The sequence below is a fragment of the Streptomyces sp. BK208 genome (assembly GCF_004364245.1).
Classification (GTDB): domain Bacteria; phylum Actinomycetota; class Actinomycetes; order Streptomycetales; family Streptomycetaceae; genus Streptomyces.
In genome coordinates this window covers 190019-208653 of the sequence record NZ_SOAV01000001.1, presented here as the reverse complement: position 1 = coordinate 208653, position 18635 = coordinate 190019, and the positions used below count along the sequence as shown (strand labels likewise).

The window sequence follows — 18635 nt, the reverse complement described above, 5'->3', positions numbered from 1 at the left end:
TGAACGGTGCGTGGGTGACCGCGGCCTGCCGCGGCCGGGAGGTGGTCAGGCGGGGGCGGGCCCCGTGGACTCGCGTACGACCAGGCGGGGACGCTCGGCGAGGGCGGCGTCCTCGACCTCCTCGCCGCACAGGGCGAGCAGCATGCGCGCGGCCGCCGCGCCCACCCGCTGCACCTGCTGGTCGACCGTGGTCAGCCGGGGGTGCAGCCAACTGCCGAGCGGCAGGTTGTCGTAGCCCACGACGGACAGGTCCCTGGGCACGGCCAGCCCGGCGCGCTGCGCGGTGCCGATGCCGCACACCGCCATCGAGTCGTTGGCGTACACGATCGCCGTGGGCCGGCCGGCGGCATCGAGGAGCGCCTCGGTGGCACCGACGGCCCGCCGCTCGCTGAAGTCGGTGGGCAGAACGGCGAACGGGCGCAGACCCGCCTCGCGCAGCGCGCCCTCGAAGGCCGCCCGCCGCACGCGGGTGTGCTGGAGCTCGGGCGGCCCGCTGACGTAGGCCACGCGCCGGTGACCGAGGCCCAGCAGATGCGCGACGGCCTCGGCGATGCCCGCCCCCTGGTCGCGCAGGCCGACCCGCGGGACGACGGCCGTGCCGTCGGGCGCACCGAGCAGCACGGCGGGCAGCCCCAGCCGGGCGAGCAGCGCGGGCCGGGCGTCGTCGTCACGGGCGTCGGTGAGCACGGCGCCGTCCACCCGGCCCTCGGCGGCGAGCCGCTCGTACAGCGCGTTCTCCTCACGGTGACCGCTGACCAGGTGCAGCAGCAGGCCGTAGCCGCGCGGCGCCAACTCACCCTCTATGCCGGTGATCAGCTCGCTGAAGTGGGGGTCGGACCCCAGCACGTCCGTGGGCCGCCGCACCACCAGGGCCAGACTGCGGGTACGCGCGTTGCGCAGCGCCGCGGCGGAGGCGCTGGGCGACCAGCCCAGCTCCAGCGCGGCGTCGAGGATCCGGCGGCGCGTCGCCTCGGAGAGCCGGCCCTTGTTGTTGAAGGCCTGGGACACGGCGGCCGTCGACACCCCGGCCGCCGCCGCGACCGCCTTGATGGTGGGCCGGCGTCCGGCCCGCTCGGTGGAGACGCTCACATCTTCACCGCCCCGCTGACCAGGGCCTGCTGCATGCGCTTCTGCAGCAGGGTGTAGACGAGCCACACCGGCACCAGGGTCAGCACCGTGCCCGCCGTCAGCACGCCGTAGTCCGTGCCGGTGATCGACTTCAGCGTGGGCAGCGCCACCTGGACCGTGCGCTGCGCCGGGTCCGGGCCGATGATGACCAGCGAGTACAGGTACTCGTTCCAGAACGTCAGGAAGTTCAGCAGCAGCACCGTGGCGATGCCCGGCAGGCACATCGGCGTGTAGACGTGCCGCAGCACCGCGAACGTGGACGCCCCGTCCAGCCGCGCCGCCTCCTCCATCTCCGGCGGGATGGTGCGCATGAACTGCACCAGGATCACCACCGACAGCGGAAGGGCCGTCGCCGGCAGGAACAGCACCATGAAGATCCGGGTGTGGAACAGCCCGGTGGCCGCCGCGAGCAGGAAGGTGGGGAAGAGCGCCGCGAACGTCGGGATCAGGAAGCCCAGCGAGAAGACCTTCTCGACCACGCCCGCCAGCCGCCCCGTCGACCGGGCCAGCGCGAACGCGGCCGGGATCGCCAGCAGCAGCGTGAGCGCCAGCGAGAACACCGTCACCAGCGCCGAGTTGACGACCGCGAGCCCGAGGTCGGCGCTCTCGAAAGCCGTGCGGAAGTTGCCGAACCCCAGCGAGGACGGCGGGGCGAAGGGGTGCGCGAAGATCTCGTCGTTCGACTTGAAGGCCGAGGCGAGGAAGTAGTACAGCGGGACGACGAGCAGCACCGCGTACGTCCACACCAGGATGTGGGCCGGGAGCCAGCGCTTGCCGAGCTTCATGAGTGCTGCTCCGATCAGTGGGTCTGGCGGAAGACGCGGCGGATCGTCAGCAGCCCGGCGAGTCCGACGAGGAAGAGGAGGACGCCGACGGTCTGGCTGTAGCCGAGGTCGGCGGCGATGAACGCCTTCTGGTAGACGAGGAACGACAGAGTGGTGGACGACGTGCCCGGACCGCCCTGCGTGAGCAGCAGTACGTGCTGCGCGGAGCCGAACAGCGTCCACAGGAACTGGAGCATCGTCACCACGCCGACGTAGTCGCGGATGACGGGGAAGTGCACCGACCACATCGTCCGCCAGTGCCCGGCCCCGTCCAGCTGCGCGGCCTCCCCGAGCTCGTCCGGCACGCTGCCCAGCCGGGCGGCGAACAGGACGGCGGTGAAGCCGATGCCGGCCCAGACGTCCAGGGCGATGAGGCAGGCCAGGGCCGTCGAAGGCGACGCCAGCCAGGCGTCGGTGAGGGAGCCGAGGCCGACGCCCTCCAGCCCACCGTTGAGCAGACCGTCCGGGGAGAGGGCCGCGTAGAACACCATCGCCTTCGCGGGCGTCGAGATCAGCCCCGGGATGAAGAGCAGGTAGCGGATCACCCGGTGACCCGGCGGCCGCTGGGCCACGTAGTACCCCAGCATGTACGCGCAGACGATCATCACCGGGAGGGCGACGGCCAGTTGCACGGCGGTGTTGCGGACCGCGTCCCAGAACACCGGGTCGTCCAGCACCGTCCGGGCGTTGTCGAGCCCGGCGAAGGACACCGGCTGGAGCATGCCCGGCCAGTGCAGGGCCGCGATCACGAAGATGGCGAGCAGCGGCCCGACCATGAAGACGAGGTACCACACCAGAGCGGGCACCGCGAGGACGGTGCCGCCCTGCCGGGGCCGGCGCCCGGCCGGAGCGGGGGAGGCGGGCGGGGCGGACGGGCGGGCCGCGCTCCCGTCCGGCGTCGTGGTGAGCGTCGTCATGCGGTGACTCCCGGGGAACGGGTGGAGCGGGGGAGGGGGGCGAGGGGGAACCGGGCGGCGGGGCCGAGGACGACCGGGCGGCTCATGCGGACCGGTACGCGGACTCGAGCGCGGCGCGCACACGGGCCGGGCTGGTGCCCCGGGTGAACGAGGTGCTGGTCGCGGTGATCAGCGGCTGCGCGGCGGCGGGCGGCACGTACACGTCGGGCAGCAGCACCTGGCTCACCTCGGAGCCGAGCCGCTGGGCCGCCCCCACCAGCGGGAAACCGGTGGAGACGGCGTCCGTGCGCAGGGCCATGTCCCGGCCGCTCTCCGTCACGAACCGCGCGACGGTCTCGTCGCGGTACATGAACCGCAGGAACTTCTCGACGTGCTCGATCTTGCGGACGCCGTTGGGGCTGATCCAGAAGCCGATGAGGGTGTACGCGCGGATGACGGTGGGAGCGTCGTGCGCGGCCCCGTCGGCCGAGGGCCAGCCGCCCACCTCCGTGCGCCGGGCCACCTTCGCGGGCACCTTGGCAAGGGCGGAGGACATCGCCGACTGGACGGCCGCCTCCTCGGTGTTGAACTGCGTGGTCATCGAGTCGGAGGTAAGGCCCTGGGCCTTGTCCGCGAACACCCCCGCGTCCCGCAGGTGCGTGAAGTACTCGATGCCCCGGCGCGCCCCGCGCCCGGAGAAGTCGCCGGTGGAGTAGACGTGCCGGGCCTCCTCCTGGGACAGGAACGTCTGGATGATCTGCGCCAGCAACTTCTGGCCGGTCCAGTCGTTGCCGCCCACGGTCACCGGGGCGATCCCCTTGGCGCGCAGCCTGCGGGCGGCGGCGATCAGCTGGTCCCCGGTGGTGGGTATCGCGTCCACGCCGGCCCGGTCGAGCAGGGCGCGGTTGTAGGCGACGGGCCAGTTGGTGGCGAAGTAGGGGAAGGCCCGCACCCTGCCCTCGTCGTCGGTCCAGTCGGCGAGGGCGGTGGGAAGGACGCGCTCGCGCAGCCCCCACTGGTCGAGGTAGGGCCCGACGTCGACGGTGGCGCCCACGTCCGTCCAGGCCAGCGTCTTGTCGTAGAGGTTGACCATCACGACGTCGGCCTCCTTGCGGGCCAGCCGTGAGGTCTCGTAGACCTGCGCGAGGTCGTCGCCGTTGACGAGGTTCTTGACCTTCACCCCCGGGTTCTCCGCGCGGAAGCGGTCCACGGCCGCGAGATACGTGGGCGAGCCCGGCGCCGTGGTGCCCAGCTGGGTGTGGACGACGAGGGTGTCCGGGTCCGAGTCCGCCGACGCCAACGACGAGCAGCCGGACAGAGCGGGCAGGGCAGCGGCCGCGGCCAGACCGGAACCGGCGGCGAGCAGTTCGCGCCGCGTCAGCGATGAGCGCACAGGGGTGGTCTCCAACCAAGCGGTTAACGATTGGTTAATCGATGTACCTCGTGAGGTGCGAGGACCCTATGGAGTGGAGGGGCCACGGTCAAGGGGGTGGCGGGGGAAGACTGCGGACCACGGGCCGGACGCGGGCTGCCTGTTCAGGCCGTCGCCACGCCCTCGACCGGGACGCCGAGGCGTTCGGCCACCGTCGTCAGGGCCGGCCCCAGCGGGAGCGCGATCCGGGTCACGGCCAGCCGGTCACCGCGGGTGGCGTCGCGGTTGACGATCACGACAGGCTTGCCGGCCTCGGCCGCCTGCCGGACGAAGCGGAGCCCCGACATCACCGTCAGCGAGGAGCCGAGGACCAGCAGCGAGGACGCCGTCCGCACCAGCTCGCGGCAGTGCTCGACGCGAGACGGCGGCACGTTCTCGCCGAAGAACACCACGTCCGGTTTGAGGATGCCGCCGCAGTTCGTGCAGGGCAGCACGCGGAAGTCCCCGACCTGCTCGTCGGTGAGGTCGGCGTCGCCGTCCGGGTTGATGCCGGCGGCCACCGGTGCGAAGCCCGCGTTGGCCTCCTCCAGGCGCCGGGCGAGCTCGCGGCGCGGGCTGAAGGTGCCGCAGGACAGGCAGACGACCCGGTCCAGGCTGCCGTGCAGCTCCACGACGCCCTCGCTGCCCGCCACCTGGTGCAGACCGTCGACGTTCTGGGTGATCACGCCGGTCAGCAGACCGCTGCGCCCGAACGCCGCCACCGACCGGTGCCCCGCGTTGGGCCGGGCGCGGCCGAAGGTGCGCCAGCCGAGGTGGCTGCGCGCCCAGTACCTGCGGCGGGCCTCCGGAGAGCCGGTGAAGTCCTGGTAGGTCATCGGCGTGTGCCGGCTCAGGCTGCCGCCCTCGCCCCGGTAGTCCGGGATGCCCGACTCCGTGGAGATGCCCGCCCCGCTGAGCACCAGCACACCGCGGGCGCGCAGCGCGTCGGCGACCGGCTCCAGGTCCGTGGTGCCCGGCGGCAGGTCCGCTCCCGGGGTCCAGCTCAGAGTGGGACGCATGCGCATGCGGCAAGGGTACGGAACGCGCCGCGCTTCCCGGCGGGGCGGGGCGGGGACGGCGTCGGTCGGCAGGGTGTCCGCGGTCGGGTATGGACCCGGTCGGCAGGGTGTCCGCGGTCGGGTATGGACCCGGTCGGCAGGGTGTCCGCCGGCGGGCACGGCGTCCGGTCGGCACGGTGTCCGCCGACGGGGACGGCGCCGCCCCTGCCGGCCGTCACGGTGCGGCTCCCGCATGACCTTTTCCACCCCGGGTGACAGACTTGCACTGTCCAGGGGGCCGAGAGGCCCTGCCGGGAGAGGCGGCCTGGCAGGGAGTGGCCGATGTTCAACAAGCGTCCCGCACCCGACGGTGAGGAACTGCTCGACCGGCTGGCCTCGCTGACCACGCAGGCCAGGGAGCTGGCCGAGTTGCGGCGGTCCCAGGTGGAGCTGGCGATCGCGCTGCAGCGCGACATGCTCCCCGCGGACCTGCCCGCCGTGCCCGGCATCCACCTGGCCGCCTGCTACTCGCCCGCGTACGCCGGGCTCAACGTGGGCGGAGACTGGTACGACGCCTTCACCCTCCCCGACGGCCGGATCGGCCTCTCCGTCGGCGACGTCCAGGGCCACGCCATCGACGCCGCCGCCTTCATGGGGCAGGTCCGCGTCGCCCTGAGGGCGCTCGCCTCCGTGACCAGCGAGCCCGGCGACCTCCTCGCCTGCACCAACGAACTGGTCCTCTCCCTCAACAAGGATCTGTTCGCCACCTGCACCTTCATGCGCTACGACCCGGCGACCGGCGTGCTGGAGAGCGCCCGGGCCGGTCACGTGCCGTGTGTCCGGGCCACCGCGGACGGCCGGGCGGAGGTGTGCCGGGACGAGGGCGGCCCCCCGCTGGGCGTGCTGGAGGGCTCCGACTATCCGGTGACCCGGTACCGGCTGGGCACGGGCGGAGTGTTCGTCCTCGTCACGGACGGGGTCGTGGAGGGCCCGTCGCTGAGCGTCGACGCGGGACTCGAGCGGGTGGTGCGGCTGGCGAGCCTCGCCGCCGGGGTCGGTATGGAGGCGCACGTGCTGGCGGCCGCCGTGCTCAAGAACGCCGCGCTGATCGGACACGAGGACGACGCCGCCGTGCTCGTCGTCGGCCATGACCGGCGGGCCGTTACGCCGTAGGGCGGGACGGGGACGGCCTCACCTGGCTGTCCCGGCGGCGGCGGTGTCTGATGGCTGCTGTGCTGGGTATCCGTGCATGGCCGCGACCGGTCGTCCTCGCCTGCGCGACGCTGCTGGTCGCCGGCTGCTACTACGCGGCGGGGTGGTTGGGGCTGTCCCAGCAGCTGGCCGCCGACGGGTCGGTCGTGACGCCCATTTGGCCGTCCACCGGTCTCGCCGTGGCCTGTCTGCTCCTGTTCGGTCCGTGGTGCGTGCCGGGCATCGCCCTTGGTGCGCTGCTGGTCGTCGTCTCCCTGGGCGCCCCGGGGCCCGAGGCCGTGGGGATCGTGGCCGGCAACACCGTCGCCCCCGTCTGCGCCTGGCTGATGCTGCGCGCGGTCGGGTTCCGGGTGAACCTGAGCCGTCTGCGGGACGGTCTGGCGCTGGTCTTCCTGGGGGCGCTGACCGCGATGCTGATCAGTTCGGGGACGGGCGTCGGCATGCTCCTGCTGTCGGACAAACTCCCCGCCGAGCATCTCGGGATCGTCTGGCTCGCCTGGTGGGTCGGTGACGCCACGGGGGTCGTCCTCGTCACCCCGCTGCTGCTCCTGCTGTACCGCGCTCGCCTGCCGCCGCTGTCCGCGCGCTGGACCGAAGCCGTCGGGCTCAGCGTCGTGGTGTGCGTCGTGGTGCCGCTGATCATGTACAGCTCGGTCAGTCTGCTGTTCCTGGCGTATCCGCTCCTGATCTGGGCGGCGCTGCGCTTCCAGCTGGCGGGCGGCATCCCGTGCGCCCTGTTCGTCTCGGTGACGGCCACCGTCGTGGCCCGTCAGGAGGCCGGCTCCTTCGGACGGCTGACCGACATCGAGACGATGATGAGACTCCAGGCCTTCAACGGAACCCTGGGGCTGACCGCCCTGCTGCTCTCCGCGGTGATCAGCGAACAGCTCCACACCCGGCGGTCGGTCGAGCGGGCCTGCCACGAGCTGGTCGAGGCGCTGCAGCACCTGAACGCCGGCGGCGCAGGCGCCCCGGATCCGCCCGGGGGAGGGGCACGGTGAGCGCCCGGTGGCGCTCGCCCGGCCGGCTCTACGCTGCGGCCCGTTCACCCGTGCCCGCCCTCGTCGTGCGGCCGAGGGTGCGGTCGAAGAGGGTCAGCAGCAGGTAGAGCACACCGGCGCCGAGCATGACCCACGCCAGCCGGTGCAGGCCGCCGGTGTCGGCACGCTGCCCGAAGGCGGCGGCGGTCGCGGAGGTGGCGACCATCGAGCCGATGTAGGAGAAGGTGCGCAGCAACCCGGCCGAGGAGGCGGTGCGCTCCGGGTCGGCCTGGAAGTAGACGGAGTTCTGCAGGGCCAGGTTGTTCAGCCCCTGCGGTATGCCGAAGACCAGCGCGACCAGGAGCAGCGTCCACAGCGGGCTGTCCCCGGTCAGGGTGAGGATCACCAGGCACGCGGCGATCTGTCCGGCCGCGCCGAGCAGCAGCTTCCCCCGCCCGCCCGTACCGCGGCCCGACACGATCGAGACTCCGATCGCCAGCAGGAACATGGGCATCTGCGCCAGACCGGCGTGGAAGGGGGTCAGTCCGAAGCCCTCCTCGGTCCACTGGGTGAAGCCGTAGAGGAAGGAGTACGCGACGACGTAGGCGACGAGCGCCCGACCGTAGGTGGCCAGCAGCGGGGTGTTGCCGCCGAGCACCCGCAGGTCGATGAACGGGGTGGCGGCCCGCAGTTCCCGTAGGGCGAACGCGGTTCCCGCGACGGCGGACAGCGCGAGCAGATACCAGTCGCGCAGGTGCAGGTTCATCAGGAAGAGCAGCAGCGAGACGAGCATCGCGGCGAACAGCGCCATGCCGGGCAGGTCGAGCCGCGCGGCCGCGCTCCCGTGCTGCGGGGATCCGGCCGCCGGCCCGGCCTTGGGCAGCCGCAGCAGCCCGAGGAGTACGGCCGCGACGGACAGGGGCACGTTCAGGGCGAAGGTGGCGCGCCAGCCGCCCACGGCGATCAGCAGACCGCCCAGCAGCGGGCCGACCACGGCGATCGTCTGGTTGGCGACCGCCAGGGCGGTGAGCACCCCGCCGGGACTGTCCCGCCCCGTGCGCTCGGCCTCGCCGCGCACCAGGGCCATCGCCGCCGGATAGCCGGCGCAGGTGCCGAACCCGAGCAGGACCCGCGCGCCGATCAGGACCCCGAGCCCGGGTGCGAGGGCGCCCACGACACCGGCGACGCCGACGAGGCCGGTGCTGACGAGGAAGAGCCGGCGCGGTCCGAAGATGTCGATGAGCCGGCCGACGACCGGCTGGCCGAGTGCCGTGGCCAGATAGAGGGTGGAGACGAGCCAGGCCGTCTGCGAGGCCGGTGCGCCGAGCGCCCTGCCGATCGGGACGAGGGCGACCGCGACGATCGTCGAGTTGATCGGGTTCAGTACCGAACCGAGCAGCATCGGCGGCAGCAGCCTGCGGTCGAAGCCGGGCCTTCGCGCACCGGCCGCAGGGCCCGCCTTCGCCTCAGTCACGGGTCAGTCGCTGCAGCACGGCCATGCTCGCGATGACGGCACGGCGCTCCTCCTCCGTGCACCTGGCCTGCAACCGGTCGGCGAGCCATTCCGTCCGGACCTGGCGACCCTCCTCCACGCGGCGCACGCCCTCCGCGGTGAGGGTGATCAGCAGGCGCCGCCCGTCGTCCGGGTCGGGGTGCCGTGCCACGAGTCCCATGGAGGCGAGGGCGGTGACGGTCGCCGTCATCGACTGGTGCCGGACGCCTTCGGTGGCGGCCAGCTCGCTGGCCGTCACGCCTCCCTGGTCGGACAGCCGGGCCAGGACCGAGGACTGGCTCAGCGTGAGGTCCTCGACCTCGGACGCCTTGAGGATGCGTCGGCGCAGCCGGCTGATGACCGCGCGGACCTCGCGCGAGGCCTGGACGGCCGACGGCGACGGACTCTCGTTCTCGCTCATGCCCCCAGGCTAATGTGCACAGGTCGAGCTGTACAGCTTCACCTGTACAAATGGTGGCGGTGCACCTGCGTCGACGGCCTCGCCCGTTCCACGAGGCCGTGCACCGCCCCTCGGCGGCGCTGCTCCGCTGCCTCACCGACGGGTACGGACATGAGGGCCCGTCAGCAGCCGTCGGCCGACTCCGCACGGGTGGCGAGCCCGCCCGGACCGGCGACCGTCCGCGTGGCATGCCGGGTCCACGGGGGCCTCGTCGAGTACGACGGCTACAGCAACGACGCCTGGTCGCACCTGTCCGGCCGAGGCGGTCACTCTCCACCCTCTTCATCGACGTCGACGTCGACGCCAGCCTCCCAGGAGTGCCCAGATGCTGATCCCCTCCCTCCGGCACCGCGGCCCCGCCCCGCGCCGCAGACCCCGCGCCGCACGCGCCCTGAGCGTCACGGTGGGCCTGCTCGCCCTCGCCTCCACGGCCCTGGCCGCCACGCCCGCCCCCGCCGCCGACGCCTCCGGCCCGCCCGTTCCGGTGTCCTGGCGCGTGGACCTGTCCGGGACCGGCGCCGACGACGTCAACGTCCGCTACGCGTCGGGCGCCCTGCGCGTGCGGGACGGCTCGGTCAGCCCCGCCTCCCTCGGCCGGGACCGCGGCTACGCCTCCGCCGTGCTGGAGACGCACCACGTGGACCGTCCCGTGAACCGGGTCGCCGTGGACCTCGACGCCACGGTGCCCGACGCGGCCGGAGTCGAGGTCGACGTGCGCGGACGCGCGGCCGACGGCACCTGGACCGAGTGGCGGCGGGCCGCCGCCGGAGCCCCGGCCGAACTGCCCCGGGACGTCGTCGAGGTGCAGGCCCGGCTCACCCTGTGGAACGCGGAGGGCGAGCCCACCGCGGCCGTACGGGGCCTGACCCTGACGGCCGACGACACGGGCAGCGCCCCCGAAGCCTCCGCACCGGCGACCAGGGCCGCCGCCTTCTCCGCCCGCGTCTACGCCACCCGCGAGGGCCTCGTCGGGCACACGACCGCCAACGGCCACGTCATCCAGGCGAACGACCACTTCGTGGCCCTCCCCTCCCGCCGGGCGCTGTCACCGGCCGGCAGCGGCCAGTACTCGGTGCAGGTGTGCGGGCCGGCCCGGTGCGAGACGGCGCCGGTGTGGGACGTCGGCCCCTGGAACACGCACGACGACCACTGGAACCCCTCGGCGCAGCGCGAGCAGTGGAAGGACCTGCCGCAGGGGCTCCCCGAGGCGCAGGCCGCCCACGAGGACGGGTACAACGGCGGGCGCGACGAGTTCGGCCGGCAGGTCGCCAACCCGGCCGGCATCGACCTCGCCGACGGCACCTTCTACAACGTCGGCCTGAACGACAACGGCTACGTGACCGTCACCTACCTGTGGACCGAGGGCGGCGGCGACACCAGGGCGTTCCCGACCTGGGGCTCCGACGTCAGCGTCCGGCAGCAGGCGACGACCACCTCCACCGGCGTGGCGACCCTGCCCGGCCCCACGACCGTCCGCGTGCGGTGCCAGGTCCACGGCGAGCCCGTGACGTACGACGGCTACAGCAACGACGCCTGGTCCTACCTGCCCGACTACGGCGGCTACGTGTCCAACATCTTCATCGACGTGGCCGACGCCTGGCTCCCCGACGTGCCCACCTGCTGAGCCCCCGGCGCCGCGGCACCCGACACCGTGCGGGGGCGGGCACCCGATCCCCTTTCCTCCGGGTGCCCACCGCCCCGCCTCGCGCACCACGGCGGCGCACCGGCTCGTCAACGCTCCCCGGGCGGACACGGCTTGGCGCACGAATCCCGCCAGGCGCGCGTCCGACCCCGCCGCGGCACACCGGCGCTCGGACCGACCGCACAATGGAGGCATGACGTCCTCCTCCACGCCGCTCGCCGTGCGGACCGGTCCGACGCGGACGCGCCTCGCCGCCGCGGGGGCCGCCGTGGTGATCACCGGTGTCGGGCTGGTGCTCAGGGCCGTGACGGCGGGGGAGCCGGCCAAGTACGGCGGAGACGCGCTGTACACCCTGCTGCTGTTCGCCCTGGTCCGCGTCGCGGCGCCGCGGACCGCCCCGGCCAAGGCCGCGGCGGTGGCCCTGGCCCTGAGCTGGGCCGTGGAGTTCCTCCAGCTCACCGATCTGCCGGCCCACCTCGCCCGGCAGAGCACGGTGGCCCGGCTGGTCCTCGGTTCCACCTTCAACGCACCGGATCTGTTCTGGTACGCGGTCGGCGCGGTCGCCGGCTGGTGGATCGTCAGGCGAGCGTGAAGCGCACCGGTGTTCCGGCGACGGCCTGGGCCGCCGCCGCGAGAGCCGGCTCCGGTACGACCGCGACGACCGGGTAGCCCCCTGTGGTCGGATGATCGTGCAGGAAGATCACCGGGTGTCCGTCCGGCGGCACCTGCACGGCACCCAGGACCATGCCCTCGCTGGGCAGTTCACCCGTCGACGTGCGTTCCAGCGCCGGGCCCTCGGTGCGCAGGCCGATGCGGTTGCTGTGCGGGGAGACCCGGTAGGTGGCCGAGGTGAGCGTGCGCAGCGCGGCCGGCGAGAACCAGTCGGCGCGTGGACCCGGACGGACCGGCAGGACCAGCTCGGCGGGCGGTCCCGGCCAGGGGGCGGCCACCTGCGGCGGCACCGGCCGCGCGGGGACTCCCACCGCCACGACCTCTCCGTCCCGCAGGGGGGCGGGGCCCAGCCCCGACAGCAGGTCCGTCGAGCGGCTGCCCAGGACCGGACGGGCGGCGACACCGCCCGCGACGGCCACGTACGAGCGGACGCCCGCGGACGCCGTACCGACATCGAGCACCGCGCCCGCCGGGACCCGCGCCGGGGCGCCCCAGGCCGCCGGCCTGCCGTCGACCTTCACCGGGCAGGGTGCCCCGCCGACCACGACGGTGACGTCCCGGTCGGGTCGCAGCGCGCAGCCGGTCAGGGTGGTCTCCAGCACGGCGGCGTCCGGGTCGTTGCCGAGGAGACGGTTGGCCAGCCGCATCGCGGGCGCGTCCAGCGCGCCGGACCGGGGGACGCCCAGGTGGGCGTGGCCGGGACGGCCCGCGTCCTGCACCGTCGTGAGCGCCCCGGCGCGCACGGTCGTGAGCCCGGCCGTCATGCCCCGGCCTCCCGGGGCGCGCCGACCGCGGTGCTGCCGTCGGTCGCGGTGCCACCCGGTCCGGCGCCGTCCGCTGCCGTGCCCTTCGTCACCGTGCCGTCCGTCGTGCCGTCCGCCGTGACGAACCGCACCCGTGTCCCCGGCGTGAGCAGGGCGGCCCGCTCCCGCTCCGGGTCCCACAGCGGCCGCGGGTCGGGCATGGTGCCGATCAGCTGCCAGCCACCCGGCGTGGCCCTGGGGTAGACCGCGCTGTAGGGACCTGCGAGGGCGACCGCGCCGGCCGGTACGCGGGTCCTGGGCGTGGAACGGCGCGGGACGTTCAGGTGGGCGGGGAGCCCGGTGAGGTAACCGAACCCGGGCGCGAAACCGCAGAACGCGACCCGGTAGGTGAACGAGGCGTGGCGGGCGCCGACCTCGCCCGGTCCGACCCCCCACAGGGCCGCCACGTCGGCCAGGTCGGGCCCGTCGTAGCGCACCGGGATCTCCACCACGTCACCCGTGTCGTCCGCGACCGGCGGCACCTCCCACTCGGCGACCCGGCGGGCCAGCGCCTCCGGGTCGGGCACCCCGTCCAGCAGGACGGTCCGCGCCCCCGGCACCACCTCCGTGACCGGCGGCAGGGACCCGGCGGCGCGCCTGCGCAGCACCTCGGTGTGGAAGGCCGCCGTGTGCTCGGCGTCGGACAGCTCGACGAGCAGGGCGTGGCGGCCGGCGGGATACGCGGTGAGGGGCCGTGGGACGGTCATGCGAACGCCCCGATCCCGACCCCGGCCTCCTCCAGCGCCGCGCGCACCAGGGCGGCGATCCGGGCGGCGTCCGGGGTGTCGCCGTGCACGCACAGGGAGCGGGCGGCGACCGCCACCGTCGTACCGTCCACGCCCTCGACACGGCCCCGCACGGCGAACGACACCGCACGGCGCACCACCGCGTCCGCGTCCGTCACCACCGAGCCCGGCTCGCGGCGGGGGACCAGGGTGCCCTGCGCGGTGTAGGCGCGGTCGGCGAAGGCCTCCGGGACGCCGGTGAGCCCCGCGTCCGCGGCGGCCGCGAGGAGCCGGGAGCCCGGCAGGCCGAGCACGGGCAGCGCGCCGCCCGCCAGCCGGACACCGGCCACGACGGCCCGGGCCTGCCCGTCGTCGTGCACGGTGCGGTTGTAGAGCGCGCCGTGCGGCTTCACATAGGCCACCGTGGCGCCCGCCGCCTCGGCGAAGACCCGGAGCGCGCCGATCTGGTACGCCACCTCGGCCGCCAGTTCGTCGGGCGGGACGTCCATGGTGCGCCGCCCGAAGCCCGCCAGGTCGCGGTAGGACACCTGGGCGCCGATCCGCACCCCGCGCTCCGCGGCGAGGTCGCAGACGCGGCGCATCACCGAGGGGTCGCCCGCGTGGAACCCGCAGGCGACGTTGGCACTGGTGACGACGGAGAGCAGGGCGTCGTCGTCGGTGAGGGTCCAGCGGCCGAAGCCCTCGCCGAGGTCTGCGTTGAGGTCGATCACACCTCGAACGTAGACGATCGTTGAACGATCCGACAAGAGCAAACCGGCTCTACCGCTCCCGGAGAAGATGAGGATTCACCTCTTGTTAGATCGTTGAACGATCGCTAGTGTCCGTGCATCTGCCACGTATCAGGAGCTATGGTCCCCGGGACCGATGAGTCACGTTCCGAAGCTCCGGATCCGTGCCCTGCCCCCTCATGCCTGAAGAAGGCCACCGAATGATCGTTCTCCTCGGTGTGGTCGTGGTGATCCTCGGATTCGTCACGCGCCGCAACCCCGTCCTCGTGGTGGGCGTCGCCGGTATCGTCACCGGACTGCTCGGCAAGATGGACCCGCTGGAGGTCCTCGCGGCCTTCGGCCGGTCCTTCGCCGACAGCCGCTCGGTCACCGTCTACGCCATCGTGCTCCCGGTGATCGGGCTGCTCGAGCGCTACGGCCTGCGCGAGCAGGCCCGCAATCTGATCGGCCGCCTGGGCAAGCTCAGCGCCGGCCGGTTCCTCACCGTCTACCTGCTGGTCCGGCAGATCACCGCGGCCTTCGGCCTGAACAGCATCGGCGGTCCGGCGCAGACCGTGCGGCCCCTGGTGGCGCCCATGGCCGAGGCGGCCGCCGAGCGCTCCACCGGCGCGCGGCTCCCCGACAGGCTGCGCGAGAAGGTGCGCTCCTACTCGGCGTCGGCCGACACCGTGGGCGTCTTCTTCGGCGAGGACTGCTTCATCGCCATCGGCTCCATCCTGCTGATCACCGGCTTCGTGAACTCCACGTACCACCAGGACATCGAGCCGACCCAGCTCGCCCTGTGGGCGATCCCGCTCGCCGTCTGCGCCTTCCTCATCCACGGTGCCCGACTGCTGCTCATGGACAGGCAGCTCGAACGCGAGATGGCCCAGGCCGCCGCCGAGCACGACCTGCCGCTTCCCGAGGGGGCCGACAAGTGATCAAGGTCGAATGGCTCTACTGGCTGATAGGCCTCGTCTTCGTCGTCATGGCCGTGCAGATGGCCACCGACCGCAGCAACCCCAAGCGGTGGACGTCCGCCGCGTTCTGGGGCCTGCTCGGACTCACCTTCCCCTACGGCACCGGCGTCGCCAACGCCACCGCCGGCAACGGTGACTGGACCCTGCCCGCCGAACCCCTCGGTGTCGCCGTCCTCGCCCTGATCGTGCTCGCCGGCTTCAACTTCCTCGGCAAGGGCGTCCCGGTCACCACCACCGGTGAGCAGCGCGAGGCCGCCGCCGCCCGGCTCGGCAACAAGATCTTCATCCCCGCCCTGACCATCCCGCTCGTCGCCATCGTCTGCGCCTCCGTGCTCGACGAGTCCGGACTCTTCGAGTCGGGCAAAGCCACCCTCCTCGGGCTCGGCCTCGGCTGCGTCGTCGCCCTCGTCGTCGGCATGCTCGTCACCGGCGAGAAGAAGCTCTCCGTCCCGATCCACTCCGGCCGCTCCATGCTGGAGGCGATGGGCTCCGCCCTGCTGCTGCCGCAGCTCCTGGCGGTGCTCGGCTCGATCTTCGCCGCCGCCGGCGTCGGCGACCAGGTCGGCGACATCATGAACAAGGTCCTCCCCGACGACTCGAAGTACCTCGCCGTCGTCGCGTACTGCGTGGGCATGTTCCTGTTCACCGTCATCATGGGCAACGCCTTCGCCGCCTTCCCCGTGATGACGGCGGCGATCGGCTGGCCCGTGCTCATCCAGCAGATGCACGGCAACGAGCCCGGCGTCCTCGCGATCGGCATGCTGGCCGGTTTCGCCGGCACCCTGTGCACGCCGATGGCGGCCAACTTCAACATCGTGCCGGCCACGCTGCTCGAACTGAAGGACCAGTACGGGCCGATCAAGGCTCAGCTGCCGACCGGCATCGCGCTGCTCGGCTGCTGCACGGTCATCATGGCGCTCTTCGCCTTCTGACCCGCCCCGCCCTACGGGCGCCGGCCACGCCCCGCCCCGGCGCCTGTGCGCCAGACCGTCCTGGCGCTTGTACGCCAGACCGCCCCGGCGGCCGTACGCCCGCCGCACCGGCGCCCGTGCGACCAGCCCTGCAAGGCAAGGAACCGCTCATGACCCGTGTCCTCGTCACCGGCTTCGCCCCTTTCGGCGGCGAGCGCGTGAACCCGTCCTGGCAGGCGGCGTCCCTGGTGGCGGCCGAACCGCCCGCCGGGCTCACCGTCACCGCCGCCGAACTGCCCTGCGTCTTCGGCGAGTCCCTCACCGTGCTGCGTGACGCCGTCTGCGCCGAGGCCCCCGACCTGGTCCTCTGCCTGGGCCAGGCGGGCGGCCGCCCCGGCGTCACCGTCGAACGCGTCGCCGTCAACGTCGACGACGCCCGCATCCCCGACAACGCGGGCCGGCAGCCGATCGACGAACCGGTGATCCCGGGCGGCCCCGCCGCCTACTTCTCCACCCTCCCCGTCAAGGCGTGCGTCGCCGCGATGCGCGAGGCCGGGGTCCCGGCCGCCGTCTCCAACACGGCCGGCACCTTCGTCTGCAACCACGTGGCGTACGGCCTCGGCCATCTCGTCGCCACCGAGTTCCCCCACCTGCGCGGCGGGTTCGCGCACGTGCCCTGGGCGCCGGAGCAGGTGCCCGACGGCACCGCGCCCGTCCTGCCGCCCGCCACCGTCGCCCACGGCCTGCGCGCCCTGCTGGCCACCGCCGCACGCATCCCCGCCGAACAGGACCTGAAGGTCACCGAAGGAGCCACCCACTGATGCCGCTCAGCGCCCACGCGGCCCCCTTCGCCCAGCTCGCGCTGGCGAACATCACCCGCGCGTACCCCAACTTCCCCGCCCACCTGATCACGTCCGCCGACGAGCACCACGAACCCCGCTCGCTGCACCCCGCCTTCTACGGCGCCTACGACTGGCACTCCTCGGTGCACATGCACTGGCTGCTCGTCCGCCTGCTCCGCCGGCACGGAGGCACCCCGGCGCTGCCGGACACGGCGGCGGCCGTCGCCGCACTCGACCGGCACCTCACCCCGGAGCACCTCGCCACCGAGGCCGCCTACCTGTGCGACCACCCGTCCTTCGAGCGTCCCTACGGCTGGGCATGGCTGCTCGCGCTCGCCGCCGAGTGCCGGGCGCACGGGGGAGCGGAGGGCGACCGCTGGACCGGAGCGCTGAAACCGGCCGTCGACGCCGTCGACGACCTGCTGGCCCACTGGCTGCCCAAGGCCACCTATCCCGTACGCCACGGCAACCACCCCAACAGCGCCTTCGCACTGGGCCTCGCACTCGACTCGGGCGAGCTGTCCGCCGGGACCGGCCGGGCCGTGCGGGAACGCCTGCTGAGCTGGTTCGCCGACGACCACGACGCCCCCGCGCACTGGGAACCCTCGGGGCAGGACTTCCTGTCCCCGGCGCTCACCGAGGCCGACGCGATGCGCAGGGTCCTCGGGCCGGAGCGGCTCGCGGCGTGGCTCGACCGCTTCCTGCCCGGACTCCGGGCGGGTGCGCCCTGCGCCCTGCTGGAGGTGCCGGTGGTCTCCGACCACGCCGACCCGCAGATCGGCCATCTGCTCGGGCTGACCCTCAGCAGGGCCGCCGCGCTGCGCTCCCTCGCCGACGCCCTGCCCGACGGAGCTGTCCGCGCCCGCCTGGACGCGGCGGCCGACGCCCACCTCGCGGCGGGCCTGCCGGCGGTGGAGCGCGGCGACTTCACCACCGACCACTGGCTGGCGACGTTCGCCGCACTGGCCCTCGACCCGGTGACCCCGGCGACTCCGGTGGCCCCGCGCCGCTGACGTCGCGTCACTCGCCGCGCGCGGGTGCCCGCCTGACCGGCAGCATCGTCTCGACCTCGCCCTGGGTGAGATGGTCCTTGATCAGGCCGTTGACCAAGGCCGCCTTCTCCAGCGGCACCAGATGGGAGGCTCCGGGGACGACGCAGAGCTGGGCTCCGGGAACGGCGCGGTAGAGCGCGCAGGTGTGCTCCAGTGTCATCAGGTCGTCGTCACCGGCCAGGACGAGGGCGGGTGCCGGAATACGGGCCAGTTCGTCCGTGGTGAGCGTCGGCTGGGTGCGCCACATGTCGAGCACCTTCGCCGCCGCCACCGGCCAGTGGTCCGGGCCGTCCGGCGAGACGGCCTCGTACATCTCGCGGAAGAACGCCAGGTCCGGTCCCTCGGGTGTCATCGCGTCGAGCATCCCGGGCTCGGCGAAGCATTCGGGCCCCGGCCGGAAGGTGGCGCCGATCACCACGAGCCTGCGCACCAGGTCGGGCCGGGCGAGGGCGACGAGGAGGGCGACGACGCCTCCGTCGCTCCAGCCCACCAGGTGCGCCGGGCCGCCCACCACGGTCTCCAGGAAGGCCACGGTGTCCTCGGCCATGTCCCGGTAGGTGAGCGGGCCCGGCACGTCCGGGGTGTGACCGTGCGCGCGCCGTTCGGGGAGGAAGACGCGGAACGCGGCGGCGAGATCGGGACGCTGCGCCCCCCACGTGTCGTTGGCGCACAGGCCGCCGTGCAGCAGGACCAGCGGTTCGCCGGTGCCCTCGGTCTCGTACCAGGTGCTGACCCCACGAAGGTCCGCGTAGTCACCCATCGCCCAGGCCCTCTCCGGCCGCCGCCACTCCCGGTCAGTCTCCGCCGCGGCCGGGGCCCCCGCAACGCGAGAGGCCACGGCCCCGACCCGCGGGGCCCGCGACGGCGCGCGGGCACCAG

19 protein-coding genes are annotated in these 18635 nt (G+C 73.6%); 8 read left to right on the top strand and 11 right to left on the bottom strand.

All coding sequences use genetic code 11. The features are described from left to right. Positions 1-45 precede the first annotated feature (45 nt). The 5 genes from EV562_RS01025 to EV562_RS01005 all read right to left on the bottom strand — a co-directional run bounded on the left by EV562_RS01025 (position 46) and on the right by EV562_RS01005 (position 5284). On the bottom strand, positions 46-1089 hold the full coding sequence (locus EV562_RS01025) for a LacI family DNA-binding transcriptional regulator (protein ID WP_133884700.1): 1044 nt from the start codon (positions 1087-1089) through the stop codon (positions 46-48). Then, on the bottom strand, positions 1086-1913 hold the full coding sequence (locus EV562_RS01020; RefSeq protein WP_133884699.1) for a carbohydrate ABC transporter permease: 828 nt from the start codon (positions 1911-1913) through the stop codon (positions 1086-1088). Before EV562_RS01020 ends, EV562_RS01025 begins: the two co-directional genes overlap by 4 nt. Before the next feature lie 14 nt (positions 1914-1927). Next, a complete protein-coding gene (locus EV562_RS01015; protein ID WP_133884698.1) occupies positions 1928-2869 on the bottom strand; it encodes a sugar ABC transporter permease in 942 nt (313 codons plus the stop codon). An 82-nt stretch (positions 2870-2951) separates the two neighbouring features. Next, complete coding sequence (locus EV562_RS01010) at positions 2952-4241, bottom strand: ABC transporter substrate-binding protein (RefSeq protein ID WP_133884697.1); 1290 nt, start codon at positions 4239-4241, stop codon at positions 2952-2954. A gap of 143 nt (positions 4242-4384) precedes the next feature. Continuing rightward, the gene (locus EV562_RS01005) at positions 4385-5284 is read right to left on the bottom strand and encodes an NAD-dependent protein deacetylase (protein WP_133884696.1); all 900 of its coding nucleotides are present in this window, start codon (positions 5282-5284) and stop codon (positions 4385-4387) included. Positions 5285-5599: 315 nt separating this feature from the next. On the opposite strand from EV562_RS01005, the gene EV562_RS01000 reads away from it, so the two are divergent. Both EV562_RS01000 and EV562_RS00995 read left to right on the top strand, forming a co-directional pair. Next, entirely contained in the window at positions 5600-6430 is an 831-nt protein-coding gene (locus EV562_RS01000) for a PP2C family protein-serine/threonine phosphatase (RefSeq protein WP_133884695.1), read from the top strand. Positions 6431-6480: 50 nt separating this feature from the next. Further along, the gene (locus tag EV562_RS00995) at positions 6481-7470 is read left to right on the top strand and encodes an MASE1 domain-containing protein (RefSeq protein WP_133884694.1); all 990 of its coding nucleotides are present in this window, start codon (positions 6481-6483) and stop codon (positions 7468-7470) included. Positions 7471-7498: 28 nt separating this feature from the next. Here the strand turns inward: EV562_RS00995 and EV562_RS00990 are convergent, their stop codons facing one another. Beyond that, the gene (locus tag EV562_RS00990; protein ID WP_208298285.1) at positions 7499-8851 is read right to left on the bottom strand and encodes an MFS transporter; all 1353 of its coding nucleotides are present in this window, start codon (positions 8849-8851) and stop codon (positions 7499-7501) included. Positions 8852-8915: 64 nt separating this feature from the next. Next, the gene (locus EV562_RS00985) at positions 8916-9362 is read right to left on the bottom strand and encodes a MarR family transcriptional regulator (protein WP_133884692.1); all 447 of its coding nucleotides are present in this window, start codon (positions 9360-9362) and stop codon (positions 8916-8918) included. A 364-nt stretch (positions 9363-9726) separates the two neighbouring features. Here EV562_RS00985 and EV562_RS00975 point away from each other — a divergent pair, with 364 nt between their 5' ends. Continuing rightward, entirely contained in the window at positions 9727-11025 is a 1299-nt protein-coding gene (locus tag EV562_RS00975) for a hypothetical protein (protein WP_133884691.1), read from the top strand. A gap of 211 nt (positions 11026-11236) precedes the next feature. Further along, positions 11237-11635, top strand: coding sequence for a DUF2809 domain-containing protein (locus EV562_RS00970; protein ID WP_133884690.1), 399 nt, complete (start codon positions 11237-11239; stop codon positions 11633-11635). Here EV562_RS00970 and EV562_RS00965 read toward each other — a convergent pair. From EV562_RS00965 to EV562_RS00955, 3 genes are read right to left on the bottom strand one after another with little or no spacing between them, the layout of a single operon-like run. Continuing rightward, positions 11622-12479, bottom strand: a complete 858-nt coding sequence (locus EV562_RS00965) for a biotin-dependent carboxyltransferase family protein (protein ID WP_133884689.1) — start codon at positions 12477-12479, stop codon at positions 11622-11624. The genes EV562_RS00970 and EV562_RS00965 overlap by 14 nt on opposite strands. Further along, on the bottom strand, positions 12476-13225 hold the full coding sequence (locus tag EV562_RS00960) for an allophanate hydrolase subunit 1 (protein WP_243859940.1): 750 nt from the start codon (positions 13223-13225) through the stop codon (positions 12476-12478). Before EV562_RS00960 ends, EV562_RS00965 begins: the two co-directional genes overlap by 4 nt. Further along, positions 13222-13974, bottom strand: a complete 753-nt coding sequence (locus EV562_RS00955) for a 5-oxoprolinase subunit PxpA (RefSeq protein ID WP_133884688.1) — start codon at positions 13972-13974, stop codon at positions 13222-13224. The genes EV562_RS00960 and EV562_RS00955 overlap by 4 nt, the downstream gene beginning before the upstream one ends. Positions 13975-14192: 218 nt before the next feature. On the opposite strand from EV562_RS00955, the gene EV562_RS00950 reads away from it, so the two are divergent. The 4 genes from EV562_RS00950 (at position 14193) to EV562_RS00935 (ending at position 17717) form a co-directional block, all read left to right on the top strand. After that, complete coding sequence (locus EV562_RS00950; RefSeq protein WP_133884687.1) at positions 14193-14912, top strand: DUF969 domain-containing protein; 720 nt, start codon at positions 14193-14195, stop codon at positions 14910-14912. Beyond that, positions 14909-15883 carry a DUF979 domain-containing protein gene (locus EV562_RS00945; protein ID WP_133884686.1) on the top strand — a complete coding sequence of 325 codons (975 nt, stop codon included), beginning with the start codon at positions 14909-14911 and terminating at the stop codon, positions 15881-15883. The genes EV562_RS00950 and EV562_RS00945 overlap by 4 nt, the downstream gene beginning before the upstream one ends. A 149-nt stretch (positions 15884-16032) precedes the next feature. Next, a complete protein-coding gene (gene pcp / locus EV562_RS00940; protein WP_133884685.1) occupies positions 16033-16683 on the top strand; it encodes a pyroglutamyl-peptidase I in 651 nt (216 codons plus the stop codon). Next, positions 16683-17717 (top strand): DUF2891 domain-containing protein, encoded by a 1035-nt coding sequence (locus tag EV562_RS00935; RefSeq protein ID WP_133884684.1) that lies wholly within the window; start codon positions 16683-16685, stop codon positions 17715-17717. The genes pcp and EV562_RS00935 overlap by 1 nt, the downstream gene beginning before the upstream one ends. A 7-nt stretch (positions 17718-17724) precedes the next feature. Here the strand turns inward: EV562_RS00935 and EV562_RS00930 are convergent, their stop codons facing one another. Then, positions 17725-18516: an alpha/beta hydrolase gene (locus tag EV562_RS00930; RefSeq protein WP_133884683.1), complete on the bottom strand. Its 792-nt coding sequence runs from the start codon at positions 18514-18516 to the stop codon at positions 17725-17727. Positions 18517-18635: the final 119 nt, after the last annotated feature.

What these genes read in the sequence shown, in the direction of transcription:
- EV562_RS01020 (WP_133884699.1), bottom strand. Translation starts at nt 1,913, where the DNA reads ATGAAGCTCGGCAAGCGCTGGCTCCCGGCCCACATCCTGGTGTGGACG.
- EV562_RS01015 (WP_133884698.1), bottom strand. Translation starts at nt 2,869, where the DNA reads ATGACGACGCTCACCACGACGCCGGACGGGAGCGCGGCCCGCCCGTCC.
- EV562_RS01005 (WP_133884696.1), bottom strand. Translation starts at nt 5,284, where the DNA reads ATGCGCATGCGTCCCACTCTGAGCTGGACCCCGGGAGCGGACCTGCCG.
- EV562_RS01000 (WP_133884695.1), top strand. Translation starts at nt 5,600, where the DNA reads ATGTTCAACAAGCGTCCCGCACCCGACGGTGAGGAACTGCTCGACCGG.
- EV562_RS00995 (WP_133884694.1), top strand. Translation starts at nt 6,481, where the DNA reads ATGGCTGCTGTGCTGGGTATCCGTGCATGGCCGCGACCGGTCGTCCTC.
- EV562_RS00990 (WP_208298285.1), bottom strand. Translation starts at nt 8,851, where the DNA reads ATGCTGCTCGGTTCGGTACTGAACCCGATCAACTCGACGATCGTCGCG.
- EV562_RS00985 (WP_133884692.1), bottom strand. Translation starts at nt 9,362, where the DNA reads ATGAGCGAGAACGAGAGTCCGTCGCCGTCGGCCGTCCAGGCCTCGCGC.
- EV562_RS00975 (WP_133884691.1), top strand. Translation starts at nt 9,727, where the DNA reads ATGCTGATCCCCTCCCTCCGGCACCGCGGCCCCGCCCCGCGCCGCAGA.
- EV562_RS00970 (WP_133884690.1), top strand. Translation starts at nt 11,237, where the DNA reads ATGACGTCCTCCTCCACGCCGCTCGCCGTGCGGACCGGTCCGACGCGG.
- EV562_RS00965 (WP_133884689.1), bottom strand. Translation starts at nt 12,479, where the DNA reads ATGACGGCCGGGCTCACGACCGTGCGCGCCGGGGCGCTCACGACGGTG.
- EV562_RS00960 (WP_243859940.1), bottom strand. Translation starts at nt 13,225, where the DNA reads ATGACCGTCCCACGGCCCCTCACCGCGTATCCCGCCGGCCGCCACGCC.
- EV562_RS00950 (WP_133884687.1), top strand. Translation starts at nt 14,193, where the DNA reads ATGATCGTTCTCCTCGGTGTGGTCGTGGTGATCCTCGGATTCGTCACG.
- pcp (WP_133884685.1), top strand. Translation starts at nt 16,033, where the DNA reads ATGACCCGTGTCCTCGTCACCGGCTTCGCCCCTTTCGGCGGCGAGCGC.
- EV562_RS00935 (WP_133884684.1), top strand. Translation starts at nt 16,683, where the DNA reads ATGCCGCTCAGCGCCCACGCGGCCCCCTTCGCCCAGCTCGCGCTGGCG.
- EV562_RS00930 (WP_133884683.1), bottom strand. Translation starts at nt 18,516, where the DNA reads ATGGGTGACTACGCGGACCTTCGTGGGGTCAGCACCTGGTACGAGACC.